This window comes from Haloarcula sp. Atlit-7R (assembly GCF_003666065.1).
GTDB classification, from domain to species: domain Archaea; phylum Halobacteriota; class Halobacteria; order Halobacteriales; family Haloarculaceae; genus Haloarcula; species Haloarcula taiwanensis.
The window spans coordinates 389877-416629 of sequence record NZ_QXIK01000002.1; the positions used below are offsets into that span (position 1 = coordinate 389877).

The window sequence follows — 26753 nt, forward strand, 5'->3', positions numbered from 1 at the left end:
TACGCCGACCTAATAACTGATATGTATTAAAAAGAGCGATAATATCTCTGTAGTGCATATGAGAAAGTATCTCTTTCAGGGGTGTTGTTGGCACGCGCCAGTGTAGCAGACGCGAAGTCGCGACTAAGATGCACTCGACTGGCGTCCTCTTGGCGAGCCACGCTGGGTGCTGTGGACTTGAACGGTGGAATCACGTCTTCGGCGGCGCGGTAAGTTCCAGTAGACCCAATCGAGGACTTGGCGGTGGTCGGACAGCAGCAGTCTCAGTCGTCGGCGCTGACCGTTCGGTCGTCGGCCTGGGCGTGCCAGAGATCAGCGTAATCGCCGTCGGCCGCGAGCAGGTCGGTGTGGCTACCGCGTTCGACGATTTCGCCGTCGTCCATCACAACGATGCGGTCCGCGTCCTGAATCGTCGAGAGGCGGTGAGCGATGACGAAGGCGGTGCGGTCCGCGACCAGCTGTTCGATACTCTCCTGAATGCGGTCCTCCGTCTCCGTGTCTACGTCGCTGGTCGCCTCGTCGAAGATGATAATTTCGGGGTCGTTCAGCAGGGCACGGGCGATGGCGACGCGCTGTCGCTGGCCGCCGGAGAGCTTGATGCCGCGCTCGCCGATCTGCGTGTCGTACCCATCCGGCAGGTCCTCGATGAACTCGTGGGCTTGGGCGGCTTCCGCCGCGTCGCGGACGCGGTCGCGGGCTGTCTCCCAGCCAGTCTCTCGCGCCTCGCTGTCCGCCTGCTCGGCATCAAGCACCTCGCGGTCGCCGTAAGCGATGTTCTCGGCGACCGTCCCCGAGAACAGGTACGGCTGCTGTTCGACGACGGCGATTTCGCTCCTGAGGCTCTGGAGGCCGTACTCGCGCACGTCGACGCCGTCAACCCGGACCGCACCAGCATCCACGTCGTGGAACCGCGGCACCAGTTTCAGCAAGGTTGATTTGCCGGCTCCGGTCGCACCAGCCAGCCCGATGGTCGCGCCGGCGGGCACGTCCAGCGACACGTCACGAACGACCGGCGGCTCGTCGCCGTAGCCGAAGGTCACGTCGTCGAACTCGACCGACCCGTCGATGCTATCGGGTTCGTACGGGTCCGCGGGGTCGGTGACTTCGGGTTCCTGCCCCAGTAGGCCGAACACGCGCTCTGCGCTGGACTTCGCGAGTTGGTACTTGTTTGCCGACTTGCCCACGCGGCGCATCGGCGAGTACAGCCGGCGGATGTAGAGGAAGAAGGCGGTAAAGGCCCCCGCTGACAGCGCCGCCTCACCCTGTGGGTTCGTGATGAAGTCCATCCCGGCGACGTACAGAATCAGGACGAACACGATGCCGGTCAGCAGTCGCAGGCCGGCGAAGAAGGCCCGGCGGATTCGAAGGGCTGCGACTTTCTCGTCGTGGTACGTCTGGCTCTGGTCGGTCACCCGCTTGCGCTCGAAGTCGTAGCGGTCGAACGCTTTGATGACCGGCGCGCCGCTAAGGTTGTTCTCTAGCCGGGTGTTGAGTCGCGAGACCGTCTGGCGAATCGAGCGGTACCGCGGCTCGATCCACGTGAGAAAAAAGCCGCTGGCGACGCCGATAATCGGGACCGGCGCGAGCGCGATGAGCGCCAGCTTCGGGGAGTATGTGTAGAGGATAACGGCGATGCCGCCGACGGTCGCCACCACCCGGATTAGCTGGCGGAACTCCGTGTTGAGAAACGACTCCAGGCGGTTGATATCGCTGTTGAGTATCGACATCATCCCGCCGGTCTGGTGGTTCGCAAAGAACGACAGCGAGAGGTGCTGGAGGTGGTCGTAGGTGTCGTTCCGGAGGTCCCGCTGTATCTTCTGGGCGCTGGACTGCAGGAGATACCGCGAGCCGAAACGCGCCGCCGAGCGGATGAGATACGCGATGGCCGCGATGACGACGAGCCGCTGGAGGAAGGCGATCCGGGCGGCTTCGCCCGTGATTTCGCCGGGCGGCAACAGCCCAGCGTCGGTCAGCAGCCCCGGTTCGCCGCTGGTGAGGATGACGCGGTCGATGGCTGCAGCTACGATTATCGGCGGCACGAGGCGGGCGAATCGGGTACAGAACGCCGCCAGAATACCGACGAACAGCCGGAGCCAGTAGGACGTGGCGTAGCCGACGAGATTGATCATCGGGTGGCCGTCGACGTTCTCACGGACGCCTTCGAAGCCGCCCCGGTCGTCAGACATAGACGGTAGTTGGTCCGGAAACTGATATATGCCGGGCTTCGATCTGGGACATCGACGCCACTGCGCCGTCAGACGTAGATACAGCCTTCACTCTGTGGGCCTGCTGCGGGCGGTCTGGCACCGTCAGCCAGTCGGCTTGCGGAGACGACAGCGGCCAGCGAGTCCAGCGCGTCGTGGTTCCCGAGGTAGGTATCGCGGTGATCGCCGACGGTGACGCTACAGGCTTCGACCGCCGCAACGTTTGCTTCCCGGCGCTGTCGGGGGTCGTCGACGTTCTTGTATCCCTCACGGTAACAGCCCAACCAGCCAAAGGTTGCAGCGGGGTACACCTCGGCGACGAGCGTGTCGGCGTCCCAGCCCTGCATCGGTACGACGGCCGTGTCGTCGTCGGCTCGCAGTTTCCCGAGTACGTCCCGGACGCCGTAGAAGGTCATGCTACGGGTCCGATTCGTGTACGGACACAGTGCACCGCGTCGGAAGTCAGTCTCCCGGCGCAGGTCACGGCTTCCGGTCGCCATCTCGGCGGTGTGGCGGCAGGCCTCGGAGAGCGACCCCGGGTCGGTCGGGCCGCTCCCGCTCGCGAGCCAGTCCACGAAACCGGTCCAGGTCCCGCCACACTGCGCATCAAGTAGCGCCTGTGGCAGGCTGAACGGGAAATCCAGCCCGACCGTGCTCACATCGTCGTCGGTAATGCGGTCGACGAGGCCTGCATGGGCCGCTTCACGGTCACGACCCCACTCATCGGTTCCGCGGTAGCACCGTTGAATTTCGAGCCCGTCGTCCGTCGATATTGCCTCGGTGACCCAGAGCGCGTCGCCAGCGGCTGCTGCGCCGCTGAAATCCGCCCCGAGGACGCGTTCACTCATACGCCCGAGTACGCCGGTGACGGCATCAATGTTGGGACTGGCAGGACGGGGTAACCACGGCCCCGTCCGTAAGGGGTTTGTCCCCGACGGACCAACGGAATAGTATGCCAGCCACTATGGAGGTCGTCTGCACGGACGACAGCTGCGAACTCGACATGTTCGAGATGCACTACACGTACGATATGCCGGACGATGTCGAACTCGCGGCGTTCTCCTGCCCGTACTGTGGCGGGACGGACTGCCTTGACGAAGTGGAACTATGATGCGGGACATCGGCTCCTCTATCAGCGACGCGATATTCGAGAACATCGGTCGGGCCGCCGGTCGAGTTCAGGAGAACAAGCCGCTGGCCTCGGACCTGCTGGAGTCGGAAGACGCCTATCTCGTCGTCTTCGACGCGCCCGGAACGACCGCGTCGGACATTCAGGTCCGGTACGTCGATGACCGCGTGGAGGTCCGTATCGACCGGTTCCGTGATTTCTACGAGGGCTTCGAGATGCGCTACCCCGGCCGCGGGCTCGCACTCGACGGAAGCGTCACCCTGCCGAGCGACGCCGCTGTCGACCCGGAGGCGGCCCAAGCCACGCTCAAGAGCAACGGAACGCTCCACGTCCGTGTTCCGAAGGCCGAGGCGGACCACGATGAGGACGAGGCAACGGATGTCGGCGTTGCAACCGACGACAGCGAGAGCCACGAAGGGGCCGACGCAGATGCAGACGCCGATGTCGAAGACGTGACCGACTCGGCCGACGAAAGCGAAGACGACGCCTGATCGATCTGCATACAGATTCTCACAGCGAATTCAGCCGCCCCAGTCACGCGTCGGGTCGTCCAGCGCAGCGAACTCTTCGGAACCGTCGAACCGTGTCGGGTCGACGCGATCAGGCAGGTGTTCCGAAAGCGGGTTCGGGCGATTGAGAACGTCTGCGGCGAGATAGTTCCCCAGCGCAGGAGCCCGCATGAGTCCGTGGCCCTGCCAGCCAGTCGCCACCCAGAGCCCGTCGGCGACCTGTCCGGCCAACGGCGCGCCGTCGGGCGTCGCCGTACACAGGCCAGCCCAGGCTCTGTCACAGGCCGGCGTGAGCGCCGACGCTTGCTCGACGCGGTCGAGAGTCCGAGTGACGAACTCGGCGTCCGCGTCCAGGTTCCAGTCCGTCAGGTCGGTCTCGTGTGCGCCGTCACCGACCAGTAGTGCGTCGGCTTTCGGCCGCCAGTAGAACTCCCGCGTCGCGTCGTAAAACGACGGTAGCGTGGCATCGACTGGCTCGGTCACGAGGGCCTGTGCTCGATAGGTTTTCAGTGCGAGCGAGACGCCAACAGTGGCGACGAGCGATTTCGTTCGCGGGCCAGCCGCGACGACCACCGCGTCGAACGCCCGGGTTTGGTCCGCTGTTTCGACGCCGGTCGGCGAGCCGAGCGAGACTGGTGTGTGCGTCTCGATAGCCGCGCCGTTTTCCTCGGCCCGCTCAGCGAGCGTCGCCACCACCCTGTCCGGGTCGAGTACGCCAGCGTCGCGGGCGAGACCGGCCACCTCGATGCCGCTGGTATCGAGTGCGGGGTAGCGGTCGCCGAGTGCCGTCGGCGTGAGCGCCTTGACGGCGACACCGTTGCGCTGCATCCCCGCGATCTGCTCGCGGACGGCTGTGGCGTCGCTTTCGTCGCGTGCAACCCAGACGTAGGGCCGTGGCTCGAACAGGTCAAGGTCGCGGTAGCGACCGAGCGCGTCCGCAGCGACGCCCGCGTCCACGCCGTCGGCGAAGGCGTCGTAACACAGGCCCGCCGCGCGGCCGGTCGCACCGCTCCCGAGGGCGTCGCGTTCGAACACCGTGACCGATGCGCCGCGGCGACACAGTGCCAGCGCGGTCGAGAGACCGACGGCCCCGCCGCCGACAACGGCGACGGTCATCTACGAGAGGAAGGGGTCGAGTCCACGCGCCGGATAGCCGACAATCGTGTCGACACCGATGTCGCGGAGCCGCTCGGTTCGCTCGGCGACTGTCTCGACGGAGCCGACGAGCGCGTAATCGCGGATGGCCTGTTTGAGTACATCTCTGGCCCGCCCCGTCGCTCGGCTGTCCGTCGGTGCGCCATCGGGCAGTGCGTTCCGGACCGGGCCGCGCCGGGCCGCGTAGTCGCCGACGGCGTCCAGCATCGCGTCCTCGCTGTTCGAGAGCACCAAGGGGGCGTAAACGGCAATCGAACCGTCGAAGCCCGCCGTGCGGAGCGTCCGAACGTCGCGGGCCGTCGTCCGCGAGAGGAGTTCGTACTGTGTCCCGCCGACTGCCAGCGCGAGGCGCTCGATGCCCTCCGTGCCGACCCATGGATCGCTGGCGTCGTCGACGGCCGCCCGAAGCCGCGGTGCGACGGCTCGTTCACCCTCGTCTTCGGAGAGATACGCGCTGTGGCCGGCGACCAGAACACGGCCCGCATCCGCCGGCAGCGCGTCGAACCCGCTATCGTCGCCCAGTGGGTCGAAGCCGTCGGCCCGGACTGGCGTAGTGACGCGCACGTCAGCGGCCGACGCCAGTCGCTCGATGGCCTCTGTGTCTGGGACGTGGGCCGCACCCTCGTAATCGATTGCAAGCGTCTCAACATCGAGGGCCGTTGCCTGCGACACGTCCACTTCCGTCGGCTTGAGCGCCACCGCGTCGATGCCGGCGGCCGCCAGTGTCGCACCGGTAAGCGTGGTCATCCAGTACGCGGTCAACGTCACGGGGCTGGAAAATCCTGTCGCTCTCGGCCCCGGCACAGTCGGCCCTGCTTCACTCAGCTTCGTCGCGCACGCTCGGCGGCAGCTCGTCGTCGGGCTCCATGTATCGGTCAGGTTCGGGCGGCATCCGCCAGTCGGTCGCGAGTTCGAGCAACTGGACGAGCATCCGCGCCGTCGCGCCCCAGACAGTGTAGCCGTCGACGTAAAAGAAATGGAGGCGAATCTCCCCGTAGTGGGGGTGGTCGCGGTGCTCTGACTCGTAGTTGTCTAAGTCAGTCAGTTCCGACACCGGAAGCGTGACGATCTCCGCGACTTCTTCGTCCGAGGGCAGGTAGTCACGGTCTGGGATTCGTCCGACGAACGGGCGCACGGAGTAGCGCGTGATGGTCCTGATGTCGTCCAGCCGACCGACGACGTTGACCGCCAGCGGGTCGAGCCCGATCTCCTCGTTTGCCTCTCGAAGCGCAGTCCGCAGCAGGTCATCGTCTTCGGGTTCGCGGCCGCCGCCGGGGAACGACATCTGCCCGGGGTGGTCCGACAGGTGGTCGGCGCGCTTCGTGAACAGTATCGCCTCGCCCGCAGGTCGCGTGACGACCGGAGCGATGACGGCGGCCTCCTGTGGCTCATCGTCCACGACGACTGGCTCGTGGGCCGCAACCCGGTCGAACTGCATAGCATACGGTAGGTGACCGACCGTCTTAATTCGGGTGGCTCACTCGCTCGAAACATCTGATTTAATCGTTCGGGATTTCGGAGCGCTGGCTTCACACGTCGTCGAGGCGGTCGCGGAGGCCGTCCATCTCGACGTTCTCCCAGGCTTCGATGTCGTAGCTCACGTCCAGCAGCGTCTCGACGCGGTCCCCGTCGTCGTTCTTGACGGCCATCACCGCGTCCTCTCGGAAGCGGGACTTGACAGCCTCGATAACAGCGTCACGCGCGAGGTCGCGGGCCGGCACATCCATGATGTGCGGGAGGTCAGCCGCACCGTCGGGCAGGGTTGGGAACGCGACCGGGCCGACGACCAGCACCGTCTCGTCGGTGCCGGCGGCGTGGTCGTCGACGGCGACGAGGTGGTACGAGTCGACGGCGTCGTCGATGGCTGCCGCTACTGCGTCCGGGTCGGCGTCGACGCCCTGCTTGAACGCGAGTTCGCCGCAGGCGTCGACGAGCTCCGCTCTTGTGAGCGAGCCAAAGAGGTCGACGACGCCAGCCAGCTCGTCCGGTTGCAGGTCCATACAGGTGACGCGGTACCGAGCGGCTTCAGCCTTTAGGCTCGGGCGGCGCTCGGCAGTCGGCCGTTGCGGTGCAGCGACACCATTGCCACGAGGACGACGAGCAACGCGATGCCCATGCCCCGAAGCAGCGTCGGAAACGTGACGCCGGCATCAAGCAGTCGGCCGACGAGCGCGCTTCCGGGCGCCTGTAGCAGCATCATCCCCGCGCCGTAGGTGGCGTAGGCGCTCGCGCGGTGGCGGTCCGGGAGCGAGCCGAGCAGGTACGCGTCCACCGCCGGGAAGATGCTGTGGATGACGTAGCCGACGACGACGCTGAACGCGGCCAGCGACCAGAACCCGGTCAGCGACGGGAGCACCAGCACACAGCCGGTAAAGGCCGCAAGCATCGTCAGGAGGTACGGAATCGACGGGAGCCGGTCGGCCAGCCGACCGCTGACGTAGAAGGCCGGCACCCCCGCTCCGAACGCGAGCAATAGGAGCGTCCGTCCCCGACCGGGCGTGAGACCGACGCTCGTGGCGTAGGTGACGTAGAAGTTGAACAGCCCGTTCCAGACCAGCCCCGCGACGCCGATGGTCGCGACGCTGGTGACGATGATATGCCACTGAGCACGCGCCGCGCCAAGGAGGTCGCGGTCTTCGCTCCCAGCGTCAGGGAGTCGGGAGCGTCTTGCGATGATAGTGAAAGCGACGGTCACCAGCCCCGCGGCGACGGCAATCCCTTGTAGCGCGGTCCGCCACGTCCCGACGATGAGAACAAACGATATCAGCGCCGGCGCTCCGACAGCGGCGAGCTGGGCGGCGACGCCGTGTTGCCCGAGCGCGCGGCCGGGCCGCTCCGGAAACAGCTCACTGACCAGCGTGTTTGCCGCGGTCAGGTAGACGCCGCTCGCAATCCCCATGGTGAACGCCCCGACGAGCAACAGCGTCGGGTCAAACGCGAGGGCGGTGAACGTCGTTCCGATGGTCAACACGACACCGGAACCGAAGATGACCTTCGCCCGCGATATCCGAGTCAGCAGGACGCCGGTGGGGAGCCGTGGGAGGGCACTCCCGGCCCAGACCATCGTTGCGAGCAGTCCGAGTGTCGCATCAGAAGCGCCTGTCGTCGCCCGAATCGGTTCGATGAGTGGTGCGAAGACGACTCTCGCGAGGTTGATGCAGAACACCATCCCCAGCAGCGAGCCGAAGACGCGGCGACGAGACACGACCGGTGATAGACCGGAACACCTGAACAACGTTCCGGAACGCCGCCACGGGGTTTTTACACGCGGGTAGCACACTGGCAGGTATGGACTCAGTGAGGAAGGCCCTCCGGGCCGGCGATGTCGAGAAGGACAACTACGGGCGACTCTCCTGTACCAGTTGTGACGAGCCGCTTGCGACAGAGAACGACCCGGACGAAGTCGGGAAGGTGCGGGTCTGTCCCGAGTGTGATAGCAAGTGGAAAGAGCTCAGTTAGCTACTCGAAGACCGCGTCGAACGCGTCAGCACCGAGCGGCTCGTACCGACCGGCATCGACGTTCTCCCGGGCGTGTTCGACCGATCCCGTGCCGACCAGCGAGCAGGTCACGCCCGGCGCGCTGCGTGCGAAGTTGACAGCGCGCTGTGCGCTTGTTTCGCCTGCGAGTTTCGCCGCGACGTCGTCCGGGAGCTCCGCGGCCAGCTTGCCCTGCATGATGGATGCGCTGGTGAACACGTCCAGCCCGGCCTCGTGAGCGAACCACAGCGCCGACTGCAGCCCTTCCGCGCCGTTGTGGGACTCAACGGTGAACGCGTCGGCCATCGCAACGTTGAACGGCAACTGAATCGCGCGGAGGTGCGTCGCCGCGTTGCCGACTGTCTCTGCCGCCGCGCGTGCACGCTCAACGACCTCGGGGAGCGAGAGATAGCTGTCGTGGTCGGTGGGTACGCGGAACGCTTCCCACGTCGCGACGCCGTAGTGTCTGATGTCGCCGGCCGCCGCTCGTTCCTCCAGTTGCTCGAAGGTTGCTTCTAGCTGGTCATACACTGCCTTTCGGGATTTCGACTTTAGTTGCGTCTCCGGATTGTGAACGTAGTAGAGATCGATTGTATCCAGTCCAAGATTCGTCAGCGACCGGTCGACCTGGTCGTCGATGTAGTCAGGCGCAATGCAGTGCTGGCCGGCAACGAGGTCGTCGCGGTCGACGATGCCGGTGTCGAGGTACTCCGACCGGACGAACGCGCCGGGGTCGTCCGGCCGAGCCCCGTCGAACGGGACGAAGCCGCCCTTGGTTGCGACGGCGACGGCCTCACGGTCCACGTCGGCGTCCGCGACGGCGTCGCCGACGACACGCTCGGAGCGTTGGTGGCGGTAGTTTATCGCCGTGTCGACGACATTGATGCCGGATTCGAGCGCCGTGACGATAGCGTCGTGGTAGCTCGCATCCCGCTCGTCGGTCGCGTCGCCCAGATACGTGCCGATGCCGATGCTGGAGACGACGCCGTCGCCGAACCGCCGATAGAAAGTACGCGCGAACTCGTCGTGGTCGTCCCGGTACGCCCAGGTCGCCTCCCGTGTAGCCATACCAGTCGTTGGTCGGGCAGTGACAAAAGGACAGAGATTCACTGGAACCGGCGGGTATGTTTCTGTCGCCCGTTACAGGTCGCCACTCATAGCGTCGAACACTCGTTCGCGGAAGTCTTCACGGGAGACTCCATCGCTGGGTCCGAGACCGGCCATGTGCTTGATCGGGACTTTCCCGCCGCCCATCCGCGCGTGGCCGCCTCCCTCGGCCATCGGGATATTGTCGACGACGGACTCTATCGCCCGGCCGATGTGGACGCGGTCGTCCCGCGAGCGCCCGGCGATGCGCATGGTCCCTTCCTTCTCGCCGACGACGACGACTGCAGAGACACCCTCTAACGTCTCCAGCTCGTCGGCTGCCTGTGGAATCGCGTCCGTGTTCGACACCTCGCCAACGTCGCTGAACGCGTACGGCGCGCGCACCTCTCGTTTCCCGATGGCCCGGGATTTCACGTCGAGCACTTCCGCGTCGACTTGGGGGTTTGCGATACGGTTGAGCAAATCGCTGTCCATCCCATCGTAGAGGAACGCAGCGGCCGCGAAGTCCTCGGACTCACACCCGTTTGTCAGCGACCGGGTATCTGACTGGATGCCGTACATCAGCCCCGTTGCCAGCGCACAGGGGATGGTTTCTGCCGGTGCCGCGTCGATATCGATACTCTCCCCCGTGTCGCTGAACTCGAACTCTAACTGATTGAAGTAGCTCGCGAAGATAGTCGCACAGGCCCCGTAGTCGGACCGGATGTCGGTGAACTCGTTGCCACTCCCGTTGCCGGGATGATGGTCGATGACGGCAACCGGCTCGACCTCCTCGGCCCCGGGGAAGCCGCGTGCCGTGTTGTGGTCGACGAGGACGACTGCCTCCCCGTTGATGTCGTTGACAGTCTCGATGTGGTCGAAGTCCAGATCCAACACCGTCTGGAAGGCCCGGTTCTCCGGACGGCGTATCTCCCCCGGGTACTGTAGCGACGCGGATGTCTCGGTGCCGGCGATGAGTTGGTTGACAGCCAGAGCAGAGGCCATCGCGTCTGGATCGGGATTCGGGTGCATCAACACCGTAATCCGGTCGTAGTGGGTCAACGTTCGACGCAGTCGTTCGCCGGGCGTTCGGTTGAGATACTGGCGTACCCAGATACCGGTACCGAGGAGGGCGAGAAGGACCACAGCGACACCAGCGATCAACAAAGGGTTCTCGCTAGCGAACGCCGCGGCGGCGTCAATCTGGAGTCCGCCGGCGGCAACGCGTGTCATACCACGACTTTCGCCAGCCTATCAGTAATAAAGTTCGCCCCTGATACAGCTAATATTGCCGGTATTCTCGGATAGCGTCGCGGTATCCCTCCCGGAACGTCGGGTACTTTAGGTCGTAGCCCAGTTCCCGTAGCCGCTCGTTCGAGCACCGCTTGCTCGTCTGAATACGGCGCTTTGCGGTCTCCGAGAGGCTCTCGTCAGCCAGTCGTTCCTCGGTCGTCTGTTTCGGCGGGAACGGGACGTCGCACTGCTCGGCCAGCCAGTCGGCAAAAGCCCACTTCTCGACGGGTTCGTCGTCGACGACCAGTACAACTTCCTCGCGGTGCCCCTCTGTCAGCAGGTGGCGCACTGCACCGGCCGCGTCGGCCCGGTGGATCATGTTCAGGTAGCCCGCCGTCACTGGTCCCTCCAGATACCGCTCCAGTCGGTAGCGGTCTGGACCGTACAGGCCGGCGAAGCGGGCGACGGTTCCGTGGCCATCGTGTTCTACTGGGCGCTCACGAGCGACCCGCTCCGCCTCGGCCAGTACTTCGGTCTTCTCGGTCTGTGGGTCCAGTGGTGTGTCCTCGTCGACCCACGCGCCGTCGTGGTCGCCGTAGACACCGGTACTGGAGGTGTACACCAGTCGCTCGGGCGGGTCGGCCCGCGACCAGAAGTGGTCGATAGCTGTCCGGAGCCCCTCGACGTATACCTCGCGGGCCGCCTCGGCTCCCCGCCCGCCGGAGCTTGCGGCGAAGACAAGCCAGTCGGCGTCCGGCACCGCAGACAGCGACTCGGCGTCAGTTACGTCGGCCCGGACCCCCTCGAAACCGGCGTCTTCGATAGCCGAGATGCCGCTATCGGACCGGCGAACGCCCACGACCTCGTAGTCGTCGCGCAGTTGTCGACCGAGTTCGAGGCCGACGTAGCCACAGCCCAGAACGGCAACGCGCTCCGTCACCGCTGTTCCCCCTCGATGTGACTGTGCAGGAGTGCGTACTCCGCCAGTGTCACCGGGTAGCGGCCTTCGATTTTCTGCTGGATTTCCTTTGGCTCCAGTTCGTCGTCGATGCCGGAGGCCAGCGATTCCACGTCCATTACGGCTGTCGTCATCCCCATCAGGAGGATATCCTGGGCCTCGGCTTGCAGCGCGTCGGCGTCCGGCCGGTTCGGCCCGGTCGCCAGTACGGTGACCGCCTCACCGAGCGTCCGGTCGGCGATATCGCCGTCGGCGAACGCTGTCACCGTCGCCTGATCGAGACTGGTCTCGGCGACAATCTCCTCGACCCCGACTGCCTCGACTGTCTCGGCCAGCACGGTGCCGTAGGCCGCCAGTAACTCCTCGGGGGACTGCTCGCCCGCGTCCGGAAACTCGCCTCGAAGCATGGGAATCGGTATGGTCCCGGGGTATTTTACTTCGGTTATGCGGCCTGTGGTTAGGAGCCTGCGTCCGGCCACCCGCTGGATTCCTCCACGGCGTTGCCGTCCTTGTCACCGACTCCGCGCGGTTTGGGTGGCACGACGACGACAACGCCCGTCTCGGCTCGGAACGAGACGCGGTCGGCGGTACCCAATCGCTCTGTCGATCCGTCGTCGTCCACGTCGAGCGTGACGTTGTGCCCGTCACGCGCATAGGTGGTCTGTGCCCCAGGCTCGCTCGGCGGGCCGTGACTTGCAGAGACGGCGAACCGTGCGTACTCGCCCTCGACAGTCACCCACCAGATGTTCGCTGTCGCGTACCAAGGGACAACTGGCGGTGCCAGCGGGAGGCCAGCCGGGAGCCTGTCCGTCCCGAGCCGCTGCTGTGCGAACTGCTGGACCTTCCGCTCGCCAGCGTTCGCCAGAGCGCTACTCAGTTCGGTTTTCGCAACGGAGCGCACCGCCGAGGCCGTCCCGTTTGTCGACCCCAGCGTCGGTTTGGTTGCCGGTGCATCGACCGAGAGCAGCTGCAGGCGGAGGCGGTCGCGTTCGACCCGTGTGAGGGTCAGTCGCGCACTGGCGACACGGGCGACCCGTTCCTGTGCGGAGCCGTTGGTCAGAGCCAGCGCTCGGGCCGCCGATGTGTCCCACTGCGCCATCGCGTCAGCGACGATGGCCTTGCTCTCGTCCTGTTCAGCCTCAGTGTGTTGGGAGACCGCCAGCCAGAGTGCCGTCATCATTTCCGTGTTGGCCGCCCCGACCTCCCGCTGGAGTGCGTCACGCTCTGAAGCGAGCGTCGCGTTCGACTCCGATTTGAGGGTCTCGTTCGCGGCCGCGAGTGTGTTCGCCGCCATTGCGAGGCGTACCCTGTCACCGCCCTCGAACGCACCACCAACGACGGCATCGGCGGCGTCACCGTATGGGACTGTGAACACGTTTGCGTTCCGCGCCACCAGCGGATGTTCGCCCCCATCCAGCGCGCGATACCGACTCTCGTCTAGTTCGGTCAGCGTCAGATACGGTGTCTGCGTATCGACCCGTGTTCTGACGGGACCGGCCGGCCCGACCGGCACTGGCCGTGACCGCGGAACGGGCGTCTCACTCGCAGTTAATCCTTTTCGGAGGGCACGCAGCGATCCTTCGGTGCGTTTCGATAGCTGTGTATTTACTCGCTTCCGGTGACCGTTCCGCGCCGAGGCCTGCCTGTCCAACTCTGCCGACACCGCATTCAGATATGTCAGCCGGGCCGCGACGCGTGCCTTCTGTGCCGCGCTGTCGTAGGTTTCCGGCACGGCCGCCAGAGTGGCACGACGTTTCTCGACCCGCTCCCGGAGTTCCTCCGGGGGACTCGTCTCGAAGGTCCCGACGCGTCCGCGCTCGACGGTAACGGTCGTGTTGCGGACTGACGCCCGGAGCTCCATCAGGTCCCGATACACCCAGTCGTGCAGTTCTGGCGGTCGGTCGGCCGCCACTGTCGCCTCCGTCCGGCTCAGGCTATCGTCGACGACTCGTTCGGCCACTCCGTCCCGGCCCCCGGCGTGGTTGACGAGCGAGCCTATCGCCTTCGGCTCCACGTCGGCGAAGTTCGACCCGTTCAACGGACTTGCGCTGGCGTCGTGTGCGGTCCGAATCGAGCGGTTCGGTGCCCGTGAACGGCCGTGATGGCGGCCGACGACGGCGGCAGTCACGCGATAGCGCACGGTGCTTGACCTTGTTGTGCGCCGACGTACTGACCCGTTCTGCCAGACAGCTGTCCGGGTGTACTGGCGCTCGACAGTTCGACTGAACGTCTCCAAGGTATGCCAGCTGTCCGGCGTTGCGACGCGACCGCTAGCCTTCCCGACTGCCTCCGTAGCGGTGGTCGTCCGGTCGGCGACCAGTGTCCACCCGGTGCCCGGCGACGGCGGCATCTCCGGCGGGCCTCCGCCCAATCGATGCTTGTCGGTTTCCAGCGCCACCTCGACGGTGTATGCGTCCTCAAGCGTCTCGTTGAGCGTCGACGGGTCAGTGACAGCCCGGAACGTGGTGTCTGCTGTCTCGTTGACGCCGACAGTCATCGATTCGGTCGGGCTCGGTCCCGTCGTGGACTTCGGACGCAGTGGCGTCTCGCTGACCGGCTTGTACTGGGCTTGGTCGAGCACCGCACTTGAGTGGGCCGTTCCCTTGCTACCCCGAACGATGTCTTCGATTCCCGTCATCGCTGTCGCTTCTGCTAGGGCACGGCGACCGGCAGGGTCGCTCCGGCCGAAGGTCGACCGCTAGACGCCGAGCAGTGCGCCGTTCGTCGCCAGCGAGACGTGCCGGTTTGCCACGACGTTTTCGATGCCAGCGCCGCCGTACTGGGCATACCCTCTTGCCCATGCTATCGGGTACAGCCGGGCTGTCATTCGCTGGCTCAGCCCCGGCCTGCCCAGACCGTTGTTCAGACGCGTTTGGTAGGTCGACACCTGATCGTGGAGCATGAGCGCCTGCGTCGGGACGACGACGGTCGGCGAAACGCGCCGCGTCGAGACCACCGCTCCGTTGCGCCGAACTGTCAGAACGATATTCTCAACCGTCGCCCGCATCGCGGTCTTGTTCGGCCCGGCGCGTTCGACCGAGATGCGGTGTTTCGCCGCTCGGAGACCGCTCGCGTTAGCAACCGCCGGCAGACTGGCAGTCACGGTCACGTCACCGCTTCGGCCGGAGACACGCTCTAGTCGGTCCGCAACCCGGAAATAGGCACGGATTCTGAGCGAGTCCCGGAACGCAGTCGAATCGTTCAGAACCCGACCAGCAGGTGTGTCAGCGGGTGTGACAACCGGGCTCGCGGCCGCCTGTTGGCCAGCCGTCGAAACGCCGTCCCGCACGGCGACCTGGGTCTCCGCTATGGCCTGATTCAGCGCCCGTTCGGCCCCCGTCTCGCTCGGGGCTGGCTCGGTGACGAACGTCGGGGCCAGCGTGAGGCTGCTCACCAGCAGGAGAACGCCGAGCAACGCGAACGGCACTCGGCCGCGGCTGTCGTCTCTCACGGCGACCACGTCCTGACAGTTACGCGGACACGGCTCACCCGAACGGCGCGGGCGGCGTCTGCCGGTGAGTCGTACCGCGACCGCATATCGGTTCGAAGCCGCGTGGCAAGCGCCGGGGTCAGGTCGCGGTTCATTTCGACCGTCGACTGTCGCTCAACGGCAACGCTCGTCCCCGTCAGACCAGCCATCCGCTCGTATCGCGCGGCCATCAGCACGGCCGACGGGTAGTCGCCACGGAGGGCGTAGCGTGACTGCGCCGGCGGGAACAGTCCGTCGACGACGCTTCGAGCCACGACCGTCGACACGCCATCGTAGCCGCCTGTCTCCGCCGCTTCGCGGGCTGGCTCCGAGACGTTCTCCATCCCGCTCGGGACGGTCACTGTCGCCGCCCGAACGTCGACAGTATCCGGCGGCCGGTCGCCGACGCGGTACTCGCCTCTGACTGGCGCACCGGGATACGGTGTCCAGGTGACACAGACGGACGTTCGATGGCCGCGGCTGTGGAGTCTATCACGCGTCACCGCAGCGACTCGTGACTCGAAGTCTGTGCCGGCGCTCGATACCCGTTCGCCGTCCACGGTGACACCGCTCATCGCAGCCTCACCGAGTAGTCCTGCGACGGTCCCGTGACTCGTCCGTTGCCGCCGTGTCGCGTGGTCGGGCGGCCTGCCGTACTCTGACGGTGGGACGAGCAAATCGTACTCGACGCTTGCGGTACTCGTCGCCAGCGTCGACGCGTGGTCAGCTGCAGGGCTTGTGGTCGCCGCCGGCTTCTCGACGCTGACGCCGCTCACGAGAGTCCCTGCGGCCGCACCAACGAGCAGGAGGAATACTGTCACGTCGGCGACGGCACTCATCGCCCTGTTCATCGCCACACCCGAACCGTGAGCGTTCCGCGACGGACTGCCCCCGCTCCGACTCGCACGCTCACTGTTCTGGCTTCGATGTCAGCGCTGGTCGGTGGCTTTTGGCCACCGCTCCATCGCGCGCCGGTCGTCGCTGTGATGGTCGCGTTTCCGTGGTAGTTTTCTGGCACGCCCTTGAGCGCACCGTCGAGTTTTTCGGGCCGAACGACGCCAGCTGACGAGAGCCGCTGTTCCACAGTATCGGCGGTCGGCGTGGCGATATTTCGGTCGTCGTCAAGTGTGCTGAACGCGTCGTCTACCACACCGGCATACAGGGACACGCCAAACGTAATGGCGAAGACAGCGACAAGCGCGACCAGCGGTTCCGTCGTCGCTCTATCCGACGACCGTGACATCGGTTCCTCCCCAGGCGACGTGCCTGACAGTCACCCGGTCCGGAGCCGGTCGCCACCCGTCGTTCGCGGTCCGTGCCTGTCGGGTCGCTCGACTGAACGCGACCGGTGATTCGTACACGGCCTCCGGGCGCTCGCCGTTCACCACATTCTGTAGCCGGTCGGTCTGTGCCGGGACGGCCGTTCGAGTCAGTCGCGCGGTGGCTGACCCGCCGTCGTTGCGGAGACGGATTTCGCTGCCATCGAACGCCCACTCTGTAGCGACGAGTCGTCGATGTGCGACGGACCCGGGCGGGCTGGTCGTGACTTCATCGATAGTCGCCGCTGCCGCCGTCGCGTCCGGCGCTGCGGTCGTCGGGAGGCCGACGACGACACCAAGGACGGCCACGCTCACTGTTCCTAGGCCGACCCAGAGAGACAGCGTGTCGACGTGCGTCTCGAACATGGACCGTCTTGGCCGCGTTCTCCGGTTTAAACACTTAGACCAGCAGCCCGGTCGCGACGACGGCGGCGAGGAAGGTGGCCGTGGCCGAGAGGAGCGCCAGACCGGTTCGGTACCCGACGAGCGCGCGGTCGAGGCCCCGATGCAACCCCGTCGATAGCATCGTCAGCAACACAGCCAGAACGAGCACGTACCAGCCGACAACCGGCCCCAGCAGCGCACTCGAAACGGTAGCGAACTGCTCGCCGCCGCCCATCGACCCGGCCAGCGCGACGGTCGCACCGCCAATAAGCGGACCGAACAGCGCAGCGGTGTTTGACAGCGTTTCGGTTATTTGTGCGAGGTCTCGGCGCGTCTCGCGCTCAATGGCCCGGAGCGCGTCGAGATGCTCGCCCATCGCCGTCACGGATGTTCCCGCCGGTGGCCCGATTGTCGCGGCCGTATCCAGCAGGATTGCCGCTCGATGGGTGCGACGGCTCGGAACGTCAGCGAGCGCCCCGCCGGGACCCAGAAACGCTCCCTCGACGCTGGTCCCGAGGCATTCCTGACGCGCGACGGCGGCTCCGATGACGGCACTTGTCGGTGTGGGCGTCTCATCGACGGCCTCGACAAGCGCGGCTTCGACTGACTCGCCGCGGCCTAGCCGTCGACCGACAGCCGATAGCACGTCCGGCAGGCCTGCTTCGACGTCGGTGACATAGTCCCGGACCTCGGCGACGGGTCTGTAGTAGCTGATGAGTGCGCTCCCGACACCAGCCCCGAGTGCGCCGATGGGAGACGCCCACGCGGCGACGAGCACGCTGGCGAAGAGCCACCCCCCGATTCCGGCGGCGATTCCGATCATAACTGACGGGAGTGCCGACGCCGGCACGTCCGGGTGGCTTCGCGGGATTGTCGCCGGCGGGAACGCGACCGGTCGCCGTCGTAAAAGCCAGCAACAGGCGACCAGCAGCGCGGCGGGCATGACGACGCCGTAGGTCCCAGCCAACACGGGAGCTGTCACTGGCACACCTGCGGCAGCGGCGGCGGGCAGCAGTGACGCCATCGCCAGCGGCAAGAGCACACCGAACGCGTACAGGCCGGTCGCCGGTCCGCGAATCGAGGCCGCAAACGCCGCCATCTCGTCGCGCGTCCCGTCGAGGATGCATCGCCGTGCGCGTTCGAGGATCTCGGGCCGCTCCTCGGCCGGGGCCGCCGTCGCGTTCTCGACCAATCCGACTGCGCGTTCGAGCGCCTGGAACCGGTCGCTCCAGGCCGCCGCGAACGTTCCCAGACCGCTCCGTGGCGTGCCCGCGGCTCGCTGCCGATGGTGTTCCAGCCGTGTGGCGAGCAGCCCGTGTCCGGCCCGTCCGGCGAACGCCGCCGCCCGTTCGGCGCTTGGCCACAGTGTCACGCCGAGCACCAGCGTCGTGACAAGCGAGGGTGCGGCCCCCAGCGTTCGAATCCGCTTTGCTTCCGCGGCGAACGGCACGCCGTACCGTCCCAGCGCCGCAACGCTCAGGGACAGGGCGAGGAGTCCGAGGCTGACAGCCGTCGCCAGCAGTCCGGTCACCGTCACAGCGACGAGCAGTGCGAGCAGGGGGCCACACACCGCAACGACGTAACTCGCCGCCAGCAGTGCCTCTGGGGGAGCCGTAACCGAGAGCAACTGACACGCTCGCCGGTAGTCGTCTGGTACCTCGACAGTGCCCGGGTAGGCCGCAACGACCGCGGTTGTGAGCGGTGCGGCTGGTGCCGTGCTCGCGCTGTCGCCGGAGTCGTCTGAACCGCTGGCGTAGCTCACGGCTGGGCCTCGTCTGTGGGCGGCTCGTTCCCGCGTGTCTCGACAGCCACCGACTCCTCGAATCGTTTGGTTCGCGCCTCGATAGTGTCGAGTACCTCGGCGTAGGACTCGTCGGGCGCGGCGATGGACTCCACCAGACGGCTGTTACCCCGCGTCAGGCGACCGGTAGCTGTCGCTGTCGGTCCGTCGCGTTCGTAGAGTGTCTCGAAAGATACACAATCGCCATGAGAGACGATTTCCGCGACAGATTCGATACCGCGGCCGTGCGCCGACGCGGGCGGAGCCAGCGTTATCACGAGGTCTGTCGCGGCGAACGACTGGACCGGGACGTCGAGGTCCGACACCAACCGTTCCCGAACGGCTTCGGGGCCGTTGCCGTGAATCGTCCCGAGGACGGCCCCGTCGCCGCCACCGACACGCATCGCCTCGTAGAGAACGCCGGCCTCCTCGCCGCGGACCTCTCCAACGGCGAGCGCGCCTTCGCCGAGTCGGAGCGCGGTCCGCAGGGCCTCTGTAGCATCTACTGATGGTCCGTCTCCGCTGGTGGTCCGAAGCGCCTGCACGTCCCGGCCGTCGGACTGCAACGACGACGCCGGAAGTTCGGGCGTGTCCTCGATCAGGATTGTCCGGACCTCGTGGGGAAGTTCCCAGAGCAACGCCCCGAGCGTTGTCGTCTTGCCCGCACCGCGGGGACCGGCGACGAGGCAGGCCCTGCTGCGCTCCACGGCGACGGAGAGCAGTCCGGCGACGGCGGCCGGCATCGTCCCATTGTCGACGAAGTCGGCCAACCGCCACACGTCGCTGTTGTGGGCGCGAAAGGCGAAGGCGAGGCCGTCACTGACCGGTTCATTCACACCGGCGACGCGAATCTGCCGGTCAGCCACCGTCGCCGTTGCATCGAGCGTCGGGTTCGCTCGCGAGAACGCCCGGCCGCTCGACCGCCTGAATGTCGATGCAAGCGTGTCCGCACCTGAAGGCGTCAGCCGGACGTTCGTTCGCATCGTTTCACCGTTACAACGCACTCGGAGCCGGATGTCACTCACTGGGGCTGTGGCGAACACGTCGGACACCCGCTTATCGGCGAAGATATCTTCCAAGATCCCGAGCCCACCCGTGTGCTTTTCGAGCACGGCACCGACCGCGGTTGCCGTCGTACTGTCACCGGCCACCGCGGCAGCTGCATCGTACGGGTGACAGCTGCCGTCGGTGGCAGCGGTCGCGACTCGCCTGTACGCTTCGACAAGCGTCTCCATCGTGTCTGGGTCGAACCGCTGTTCGCAAGGCTCGATATGATACACCGGCAGTTGGTCGCCGTGCGCGTCGTATCTCCGAACGATGGCATCTGTCGGGAGCGCCTGCTGGCCCCGGAGCGTCGCATCCGCCGGCGGCGCTGTCCCGACACGGGCGTCGCTAATCGTTGGCCCGGTGTAGGCAGTAAGCACCTGTTCACTGGTGTCGAAGCCCTCGGTGGCGACAACCAATCCGGTCTCTGCCGCTAGGTCGGCGACCGGCCCCGCTCGGCCGACTGCCTCTGTCGCGGCAGCGACGGGGTCCCGTCGGGCACGGGCTGCGAGGCGGTCGTCCAGCGCGGCGACTCTGGTCGCGAACCGGCCAGCCGCAGTGAGTACTGCCGCCGCCCGCTCGGCGTACACTCGCGCCTGTCCAGCTTGCGCTGTGACGACTGTCTCGATACCGGCCGACGAGAGCGAATCGACGACTGTCGCCCGGCAGTCAGCCGACGCGGCGAGGTCGCCGCCGCCTGGACACTCGTCGGCCGTCACCACCAGCCGCCCACTCTCGATAGTCGTTTCACAGCGACAGTCGGCCGCTGTCGATGACCCGAAGAGCCACTCACGCATGACTACGCCTCGCCGCGGCTTCGAACTTAAACCGATGGACCCGCAGCATCCGCTGGCCGTTTGACCGCGTCAGCACGAATACGAGCCGATGTGTGCCGGGTTCGTCGAGTCTGTCGGTCGCGGCTGTCGTTCGGATCGGAATGCTGACCAGCCGTTCGGTCTGTTTCCGGGACTCGACCGTCCAAGTCGCGACGCCGACACCGCCCCGATCCACGAACTGTAGCTGACTGACGCCGGCATTCGTGTAGGTCCCTACGGGAATTCGTATCGACACTGTTCGCCGTGCGTCGCCGTTCACTGTCGCGGCGTCGGTCTCGGCTAGCCTCGTCAATTCGGTCCTCAGCCCGTCTACTTGACGCTCCATCGTGCCGCTGGCTGCGTCCGCTCGGGCTGTCGACAGTGCCGGGGCTGTTACACCGAGGAGTGCGGTCATGACCACGACGGCAAGGACCAGCCGGTATATCACAGCAGCGCGCGAATGCGGCTGACGACGCCCGAATCAGGCGTCTCGTCCCTGTCGTGGGTGCTGCTGTCAGTGATCGCGGAGAAGTCGGTCGCGGTGTCGGGCGCTGCATGGGTGCCGTCCGACGAACGTGGAGCAGTCTGTACTCCCTCGGTTCGATTCTGATCGCTCTCAGCCGCCTGTAGACTAGATGCCGACGGCGACGACAGTGCGTCGTTGAGTTGCTCCTCCAGTCGGTCAGTGGCCGCCAGCGCCGCATCGGCGCGCTGCTCGATATCCTCGTTGACCGTGCGAACATTCCCCACGTAGCCGCGGAGGGCCTGTGTAGCGGCTTCGAGTTCCGTCGTCCGCTCGTCGATGTCGGCGATACGCTGCTCAAGGGCGTCCACGCGCTTCTCCAACTCAGCGAGTTCCGTCACTTCCGGGAACTCCGTCGTTCCGTCTGTGACAGCGCGTTCGACCGTACGGAGCCGTTCGGCCAGCGTCTCGATATCTGTCATGCTCGGCGCTGGTCCCGTGCTATTATTTGAACGCTTGGACGGGGTCCTGCGGGAAACGCACCGGTCGCTGCCAGAAAACGTTCGCCCCGCCCTACCCGCCGAGGATGAACAGCGCGAGGATGACGGAGATGAGCAGGGTTGCCAGAATCAGCAGCGCGACGACTGTGATTGACGAAAGCGCCGTGTCGTCGGAGCGAAATTTGCACAGCGGCATGATAAAATACTATTATTTCGTTGTCAGCTAGCACTATCGCAGGACCGTTAGTTCTATCGAACGAATCACCTCACTATCTTGTACGCGTTCTCGATCAGTTCGGTTGGGCGATTGTCTCCACAGCGTCATTATCTGCCTCGGTACCGGTGAACATTTATATAGGATGCCGTGGCCACGCCACGCTATGGCCGATAGCGACCAGGTGAAAGCGGCACTCTCGGCGCTCGCTGCCGGTGAGGGCAACAGCGACGACAGGGGCCAAGCGACCCGAGCAGCCGACCGAGAGGGCGATAGTACCACAGCCCGGATGGCGACCGATGAGACGGGCGGTGACGCCGGCTACCAGACGGTCATCGAGCGAGCGTCTCGGGCAACCGACGATTTAGACAGAGCAGTCGCCTTCGTCGGGACGTTCGGCGTCGGCCAACTCCAAGCGGCCGTCGAACAGGCCGAACACGAAGTGAGCGGGCTGGCAGATGAGGGGCGGGCGGCTTTGCGAGCGTTCCGGCGGTACCGGGACGCCGCGGCGGGGCCAAACGATGGGTCGTAGTCACCGGGTCAATTACAGTCCTGTCGACCACTTTCACTCCGCTCACGATACCCCTTTAGGTGGCGCTGGCTTACAGGTGGGCAAATGACACGGGTGATACACACCGGCGATACCCACGTCGGATATCAGCAGTACAACGTCCCTGACCGACGGGACGACTTCCTTGATGCGTTCCGGCAGGTGGTCCGAGACGCCATCGGGGACGACGCTGACGCTGTCGTCCACGCCGGTGACCTGTTCCACGACCGCCGTCCGGCTTTGGCCGACATCATGGGCACGCTGAGCGTCCTCGAAGAACTCTCTGAAGCCAGTATCCCCTTCCTTGCTGTCGTAGGAAACCACGAGGCCAAGCGGGACGCCCAGTGGCTCGACCTGTACGAGTCACTCGGCCTGGCGACGCGGCTCAACGACGAGCCGACTGTCATCGGCGACACCGCCTTCTACGGCCTCGATTTCGTGCCACGCTCGCAACGCGACGACCTCGACTATGATTTTGCCGCCCACGACGCAGACAGCGCCGCGCTGGTCACCCACGGCCTGTTCCAGCCCTTCGAGTACGGCGACTGGGACGCCGAAGAAATTCTGACCGAATCGTCGGTCGAGTTCGACGCGATGTTGCTCGGTGACAACCACGACCCCGGCAAACAGCAGGTCGAAGATACCTGGGTCACCTACTGCGGGTCGACCGAGCGCGCGAGTGCGAGCGAACGCGAGGACCGCGGCTACAACATCGTCACCTTCGACGACGAAGTACGCATCACACGTCGCGGTCTCGACACCCGCGAGTTCGTCTTTGTCGACGTGGACCTCGGGCCCGAGGAAGGCGTCGAACGGGTCCGGAGCCGCGTCGGCCAGCACGACCTGGCGGACGCCGTCGTCATCGTCTCCATCAGCGGCGACGGCGACCCGGTTACTCCGGCCAGCGTCGAATCATTTGCACTTGACCGGGGTGCGCTCGTGGCTCGCGTCACCGACCACCGGGAAATCACGGCCGAGGAGCGAGAAACGGAGATCAGCTTCGCCGACCCTGACGACGCCGTCACCGAGCGCGTCCGCGAGCTCGGACTGAGCGAGGCCGCCCACGACATCGACGAGACGATACGCGCCTCGAAGGTCGCCGACGCGAACGTCAAGGACGAGGTCGAACGGCACGTCCGCGAACTGCTTTCCGAGGAGTCAGATGCCCTCGCAGCCGACACCGAGACGGCGGCGAGCGATGGCGCGTCCGACACCGACGCCACCGCGGGTGCAAACGAGGGCGAAGGCGACGACGGAACACCAGCGAACGAAGCCGACGGCACAGACAGCGAGAGTCAAGCGAGCGTCGAGGAGTTCCTGTGATGGAGGGTCAACAATGAAATTCCAACGGGTCAAGCTATCCAATTTCAAGTGCTACGACGATGCCGACCTGCGACTGGACAACGGCGTGACCGTCATCCACGGACTCAATGGGAGCGGGAAGTCATCCCTACTTGAGGCCTGTTTCTTCGCGCTGTACGGCTCGAAGGCGCTGGACGAGAACCTCGGCGACGTGGTTACTATCGGGGCCGACGACTGCACTGTCGAATTGTGGTTTTCTCACGCCGGCGGCGACTATCACCTCACGCGCCGGGTCCGCGCGACCGGGGCGCAACCGACGACGGCGAAGTGTGTGCTCGAGACGCCCGAGGGGAACTACGAGGGGGCACGCGACGTGCGCCGACGCGTTACGGAGCTCCTACGGATGGACAGCGAGGCGTTCGTTAACTGCGCGTACGTCCGTCAGGGCGAGGTAAACAAGCTCATCAACGCCTCTCCCGGCGACCGACAAGATATGCTCGACGACCTCCTGCAACTGGGGAAACTGGAGGAGTACCGCGAGCGGGCCAGCGACGCCCGCGTCGGGGTCGGTCGCGTGCGCGATGACAAACAGGGGGCACTATCACAACTCGACGAGCAGATACAGGAGAAAGAGTCGAAAGACCTCCACGAGCGCCTGAACAGCTTGGAAACAAAGGAATCGGAACTGCAGGACGAGATCGAGCACATTGAGGACCAGAAGGCCACTGCCGAGGAGACGCTCACGCAGGCCGAATCGGTCCTCGAAGAGTATGAGGAGAAACGCGAGGAACTGGCGGCGCTGGAAGACGACATCGAAGAACTGGAGACGACCATCACAGAGACGGAGACGGAACGAACCGACCTCAAAGAGCGCATCGGGGAACTACAGGACCGCCGGGAATCGCTTCAGGAGCAACTCGCGGAAACGGTTTCCGAGACCGACCTCGACAGTTCGGAGCCGGACCCCGACACCGTCGATGCGCGACTCGAAGAGCGACAGTCTCGCGACGACGACCTGCAGGGCCGCATCGAGGACCAGCGCGTCGACGCAAAGGAACACAGCAGCACGGCTGATGCGCTCGCTGACAGCGCTGCCGACCTCGAATCCCGGGCCGAGGAGAAACGCAAAGAGGCCGACGAACTGGAAGCAGACATCGAAGCCGCGCGGGAGGCCATCGCCGAGCGCCGGGAGCAGATCAGCGACATCGACGACCAGATCGCTGCCCTCGAAGCCCGGTTCGAGAACGCGCCGACCGACCGCAACGGGGCGCAGTCGTACAAAGAATCTGTCGCCAGTGACCTCGAAGAGGCCCGACAGCAGGTGACCGAACTGGAGACGAAACTGGAGAGCGAGCGCGAGTCGCTCGCGGAGGCCGAGGCGCTGCTGGAGGCCGGCAAGTGCCCCGAGTGCGGGCAGGACGTGGCCGAGTCACCGCACGTCGACTCCATCGAGGACGACCGCGAGCGAATCGCGGAGCTGGAGTCGACGCTCGCAGACGCTCGCGAAGAAGTCGAAACACTGGAGTCGAAACACGAGACGGCGGCGGAGCTGGTCGAGACAGCGGACGAACTGGCGACGCTCGAAAACAACCGCTCGAACATCGTCCAACTCGTTGAGGAGAAGGCGAACGGGCTGGACGCGGATCAAGAGCGTATCGAAACCCTCCGAGAGGAAGCAGCGGACCACGAGTCCGAGGCCGAGACGAAACGTGAGAAAGCCGCCGAAGCCCGCGAGCAGGCGGAAGACTGCCGCTCGGTCGTCGCGGAGTGCAATCAGGAGCGCCAGCAGGTCAAGCAGTCGATTGAGCGTCTAGAGCGGGTCGAAGACCTGCTTGGGAAGATCGACGACTGCGACGACGACATCGAGCGCTTGCGGGAGAAGCGCAGTCAGCAGGCCGAACTAAACGACCAGCGCCGCGAACAGCTCGCGGAGAAGCGCGAGCGCAAGCAGGACCTGGCCGAATCGTTCGACGAAGAGCGAATTGATGAAGCCCGCAACGAGAAGCAACGCGCGGAACAGTACATCGAGCAGGCCGAAGAGGCGCTGGCGGAGAAACGCCAGAAGCGCGACGAACTACAAAACGCCATCGGCGGTGTCACGAACGAAATCGAGGAACTGGAGTCACTGCGGGACCGGCGCGAGAACCTCGAAGTGACCCTGGAGAAACTCGAAACGCTGTACGAGGAGACCGAGGAGCTACAGGAGATGTACGGCGCGCTTCGAGCGGAACTGCGCCAGCGCAATGTCGAAACCCTCGAACGGATGCTCAATCAGACGTTCGACTTGGTGTACCAGAACGACTCGTACTCACACATCGAGCTTGATGGACAGTACCAGCTGACGGTGTACCAGAAGGACGGCGAACCGCTGGAACCCGAACAGCTCTCCGGCGGCGAGCGCGCGCTGTTCAACCTCAGCCTGCGATGTGCTATCTATCGTCTGCTCGCGGAGGGTATCGAAGGAGCCGCACCGATGCCGCCGCTAATCCTCGACGAGCCGACGGTATTCCTTGATTCAGGCCACGTCACGCAACTGCTTGACCTTGTGGAGTACATGCGCGACGAGGTTGGCGTCGAACAGATTCTCGTGGTCAGTCACGACGAGGAACTCGTCGGTGCAGCGGACGACCTCGTCCGTGTCGAGAAGGACGCAACGACCAACCGCTCGCGGGTCGAGCAGGTCGAAGCGACGGTCGCGGAACTGGCCTGACCGCAGTCACGACGCTGACCAGACCTCAGTCGCGGAGCTGCGCCAGCCCATCGCTGGCCGTGTCGGTCGTGTCGTACCCCCGCTGGCCGTGGACTCTGGCCTCCGTGAGCAGGCCGGCGGCGCGAAACTCGGCTAGCAAGCCGTGCAGGTCGCTCTCGCAGAGATCGTAGGCTGAGAGCAGTTCCGCCACGGGGAGCGGCCCGCGCTCGTCGAGTTCCACGAGCAGGCCTAGCGCGCGCTCATCATGGGCCGCCGTAATGACTTGACGGGTGGCGTCGGGAACGGCTTTGGCGGCCGTGGTCAGCGGTGAGTCGCCATCCACAGGTTCGAGGTCGGCGTTCGGAACGTGTCGTTGTTCACCGGTTTCAGGGTCCCTGACCAGACTCGAATCGGTGGACTCCTTCAGCAGTAAGTACCGCGTGCCGTCGTCGTCCCGCACAGTACGCATATAA

General features: G+C 65.5%; 28 protein-coding genes. 6 read left to right on the forward strand and 22 right to left on the reverse strand.

Going from position 1 to position 26753, the window contains the following annotated elements; all coding sequences use genetic code 11:
- Positions 1-263: 263 nt before the first annotated feature.
- Together D3D01_RS05945 and D3D01_RS05950 are read right to left on the reverse strand one after the other, a co-directional pair.
- Positions 264-2186, reverse strand: a complete 1923-nt coding sequence (locus tag D3D01_RS05945; RefSeq protein WP_121511569.1) for an ABC transporter ATP-binding protein — start codon at positions 2184-2186, stop codon at positions 264-266.
- Positions 2187-2254: 68 nt separating this feature from the next.
- The gene (locus D3D01_RS05950) at positions 2255-3052 is read right to left on the reverse strand and encodes a DUF429 domain-containing protein (RefSeq protein ID WP_101350777.1); all 798 of its coding nucleotides are present in this window, start codon (positions 3050-3052) and stop codon (positions 2255-2257) included.
- Between the two features lie 104 nt (positions 3053-3156).
- Between D3D01_RS05950 and D3D01_RS23980 the strand changes: the two genes are divergently transcribed.
- Both D3D01_RS23980 and D3D01_RS05955 read left to right on the forward strand, forming a co-directional pair.
- Positions 3157-3315: a hypothetical protein gene (locus D3D01_RS23980; RefSeq protein ID WP_004517194.1), complete on the forward strand. Its 159-nt coding sequence runs from the start codon at positions 3157-3159 to the stop codon at positions 3313-3315.
- Entirely contained in the window at positions 3312-3824 is a 513-nt protein-coding gene (locus D3D01_RS05955) for an Hsp20/alpha crystallin family protein (protein WP_101350776.1), read from the forward strand. The genes D3D01_RS23980 and D3D01_RS05955 overlap by 4 nt, the downstream gene beginning before the upstream one ends.
- Before the next feature lie 30 nt (positions 3825-3854).
- Here D3D01_RS05955 and D3D01_RS05960 read toward each other — a convergent pair whose 3' ends face one another.
- The 5 genes from D3D01_RS05960 to D3D01_RS05980 all read right to left on the reverse strand — a co-directional run bounded on the left by D3D01_RS05960 (position 3855) and on the right by D3D01_RS05980 (position 8166).
- Positions 3855-4958, reverse strand: coding sequence for an FAD-binding oxidoreductase (locus D3D01_RS05960; protein WP_121511570.1), 1104 nt, complete (start codon positions 4956-4958; stop codon positions 3855-3857).
- A complete protein-coding gene (locus D3D01_RS05965; protein WP_121511571.1) occupies positions 4959-5744 on the reverse strand; it encodes a luciferase in 786 nt (261 codons plus the stop codon).
- A gap of 70 nt (positions 5745-5814) precedes the next feature.
- Positions 5815-6435: a CoA pyrophosphatase gene (locus D3D01_RS05970; RefSeq protein WP_101350773.1), complete on the reverse strand. Its 621-nt coding sequence runs from the start codon at positions 6433-6435 to the stop codon at positions 5815-5817.
- A gap of 91 nt (positions 6436-6526) precedes the next feature.
- Positions 6527-6997 carry a hypothetical protein gene (locus tag D3D01_RS05975; RefSeq protein WP_101350772.1) on the reverse strand — a complete coding sequence of 157 codons (471 nt, stop codon included), beginning with the start codon at positions 6995-6997 and terminating at the stop codon, positions 6527-6529.
- 32 nt (positions 6998-7029) lie between these two features.
- Entirely contained in the window at positions 7030-8166 is a 1137-nt protein-coding gene (locus D3D01_RS05980) for an MFS transporter (protein ID WP_101351468.1), read from the reverse strand.
- A gap of 119 nt (positions 8167-8285) precedes the next feature.
- On the opposite strand from D3D01_RS05980, the gene D3D01_RS23985 reads away from it, so the two are divergent.
- Entirely contained in the window at positions 8286-8456 is a 171-nt protein-coding gene (locus D3D01_RS23985; RefSeq protein WP_198560187.1) for an HVO_0758 family zinc finger protein, read from the forward strand.
- On the opposite strand, the gene D3D01_RS05985 is transcribed toward D3D01_RS23985, so the two are convergent.
- The 14 genes from D3D01_RS05985 to D3D01_RS24790 all read right to left on the reverse strand — a co-directional run bounded on the left by D3D01_RS05985 (position 8457) and on the right by D3D01_RS24790 (position 21721).
- A complete protein-coding gene (locus D3D01_RS05985; protein WP_121511572.1) occupies positions 8457-9542 on the reverse strand; it encodes an aldo/keto reductase in 1086 nt (361 codons plus the stop codon).
- 72 nt (positions 9543-9614) lie between these two features.
- Positions 9615-10793: a bifunctional oligoribonuclease/PAP phosphatase NrnA gene (locus D3D01_RS05990; RefSeq protein WP_121511573.1), complete on the reverse strand. Its 1179-nt coding sequence runs from the start codon at positions 10791-10793 to the stop codon at positions 9615-9617.
- A gap of 49 nt (positions 10794-10842) precedes the next feature.
- Positions 10843-11733 (reverse strand): SDR family oxidoreductase, encoded by an 891-nt coding sequence (locus tag D3D01_RS05995; protein WP_121511574.1) that lies wholly within the window; start codon positions 11731-11733, stop codon positions 10843-10845.
- The gene (locus D3D01_RS06000; RefSeq protein WP_121511575.1) at positions 11730-12158 is read right to left on the reverse strand and encodes a DUF5791 family protein; all 429 of its coding nucleotides are present in this window, start codon (positions 12156-12158) and stop codon (positions 11730-11732) included. The genes D3D01_RS05995 and D3D01_RS06000 overlap by 4 nt, the downstream gene beginning before the upstream one ends.
- A 50-nt stretch (positions 12159-12208) precedes the next feature.
- Complete coding sequence (locus D3D01_RS06005; RefSeq protein ID WP_233563240.1) at positions 12209-14389, reverse strand: hypothetical protein; 2181 nt, start codon at positions 14387-14389, stop codon at positions 12209-12211.
- A gap of 60 nt (positions 14390-14449) precedes the next feature.
- Positions 14450-15202, reverse strand: coding sequence for a hypothetical protein (locus D3D01_RS24490; protein ID WP_233563242.1), 753 nt, complete (start codon positions 15200-15202; stop codon positions 14450-14452).
- Complete coding sequence (locus D3D01_RS06010; RefSeq protein WP_121511734.1) at positions 15199-16059, reverse strand: hypothetical protein; 861 nt, start codon at positions 16057-16059, stop codon at positions 15199-15201. The genes D3D01_RS24490 and D3D01_RS06010 overlap by 4 nt, the downstream gene beginning before the upstream one ends.
- An 8-nt stretch (positions 16060-16067) precedes the next feature.
- Entirely contained in the window at positions 16068-16463 is a 396-nt protein-coding gene (locus tag D3D01_RS06015; protein WP_121511576.1) for a hypothetical protein, read from the reverse strand.
- Positions 16444-16905: a hypothetical protein gene (locus D3D01_RS06020; protein WP_101350764.1), complete on the reverse strand. Its 462-nt coding sequence runs from the start codon at positions 16903-16905 to the stop codon at positions 16444-16446. The genes D3D01_RS06015 and D3D01_RS06020 overlap by 20 nt, the downstream gene beginning before the upstream one ends.
- A 34-nt stretch (positions 16906-16939) precedes the next feature.
- On the reverse strand, positions 16940-18685 hold the full coding sequence (locus tag D3D01_RS06025; RefSeq protein ID WP_121511577.1) for a type II secretion system F family protein: 1746 nt from the start codon (positions 18683-18685) through the stop codon (positions 16940-16942).
- On the reverse strand, positions 18682-20544 hold the full coding sequence (locus D3D01_RS06030; RefSeq protein ID WP_121511578.1) for an ATPase, T2SS/T4P/T4SS family: 1863 nt from the start codon (positions 20542-20544) through the stop codon (positions 18682-18684). Before D3D01_RS06030 ends, D3D01_RS06025 begins: the two co-directional genes overlap by 4 nt.
- The gene (locus D3D01_RS06035) at positions 20537-21010 is read right to left on the reverse strand and encodes a hypothetical protein (protein WP_121511579.1); all 474 of its coding nucleotides are present in this window, start codon (positions 21008-21010) and stop codon (positions 20537-20539) included. Before D3D01_RS06035 ends, D3D01_RS06030 begins: the two co-directional genes overlap by 8 nt.
- Positions 21007-21507 carry a hypothetical protein gene (locus tag D3D01_RS06040; protein ID WP_101350760.1) on the reverse strand — a complete coding sequence of 167 codons (501 nt, stop codon included), beginning with the start codon at positions 21505-21507 and terminating at the stop codon, positions 21007-21009. Before D3D01_RS06040 ends, D3D01_RS06035 begins: the two co-directional genes overlap by 4 nt.
- 91 nt (positions 21508-21598) lie before the next feature.
- Positions 21599-21721, reverse strand: a complete 123-nt coding sequence (locus D3D01_RS24790; RefSeq protein ID WP_255410197.1) for a hypothetical protein — start codon at positions 21719-21721, stop codon at positions 21599-21601.
- Between the two features lie 184 nt (positions 21722-21905).
- On the opposite strand from D3D01_RS24790, the gene D3D01_RS06045 reads away from it, so the two are divergent.
- The 3 genes from D3D01_RS06045 (at position 21906) to rad50 (ending at position 26301) form a co-directional block, all read left to right on the forward strand.
- Positions 21906-22271 carry a hypothetical protein gene (locus tag D3D01_RS06045; protein ID WP_121511580.1) on the forward strand — a complete coding sequence of 122 codons (366 nt, stop codon included), beginning with the start codon at positions 21906-21908 and terminating at the stop codon, positions 22269-22271.
- 84 nt (positions 22272-22355) lie between these two features.
- Positions 22356-23612 (forward strand): DNA double-strand break repair protein Mre11, encoded by a 1257-nt coding sequence (gene mre11 / locus D3D01_RS06050; protein ID WP_121511581.1) that lies wholly within the window; start codon positions 22356-22358, stop codon positions 23610-23612.
- A gap of 13 nt (positions 23613-23625) precedes the next feature.
- Positions 23626-26301 (forward strand): DNA double-strand break repair ATPase Rad50, encoded by a 2676-nt coding sequence (rad50, locus tag D3D01_RS06055; protein WP_101350757.1) that lies wholly within the window; start codon positions 23626-23628, stop codon positions 26299-26301.
- Positions 26302-26326: 25 nt separating this feature from the next.
- On the opposite strand, the gene D3D01_RS06060 is transcribed toward rad50, so the two are convergent.
- Positions 26327-26749: a hypothetical protein gene (locus D3D01_RS06060; RefSeq protein WP_121511582.1), complete on the reverse strand. Its 423-nt coding sequence runs from the start codon at positions 26747-26749 to the stop codon at positions 26327-26329.
- Positions 26750-26753: the final 4 nt, after the last annotated feature.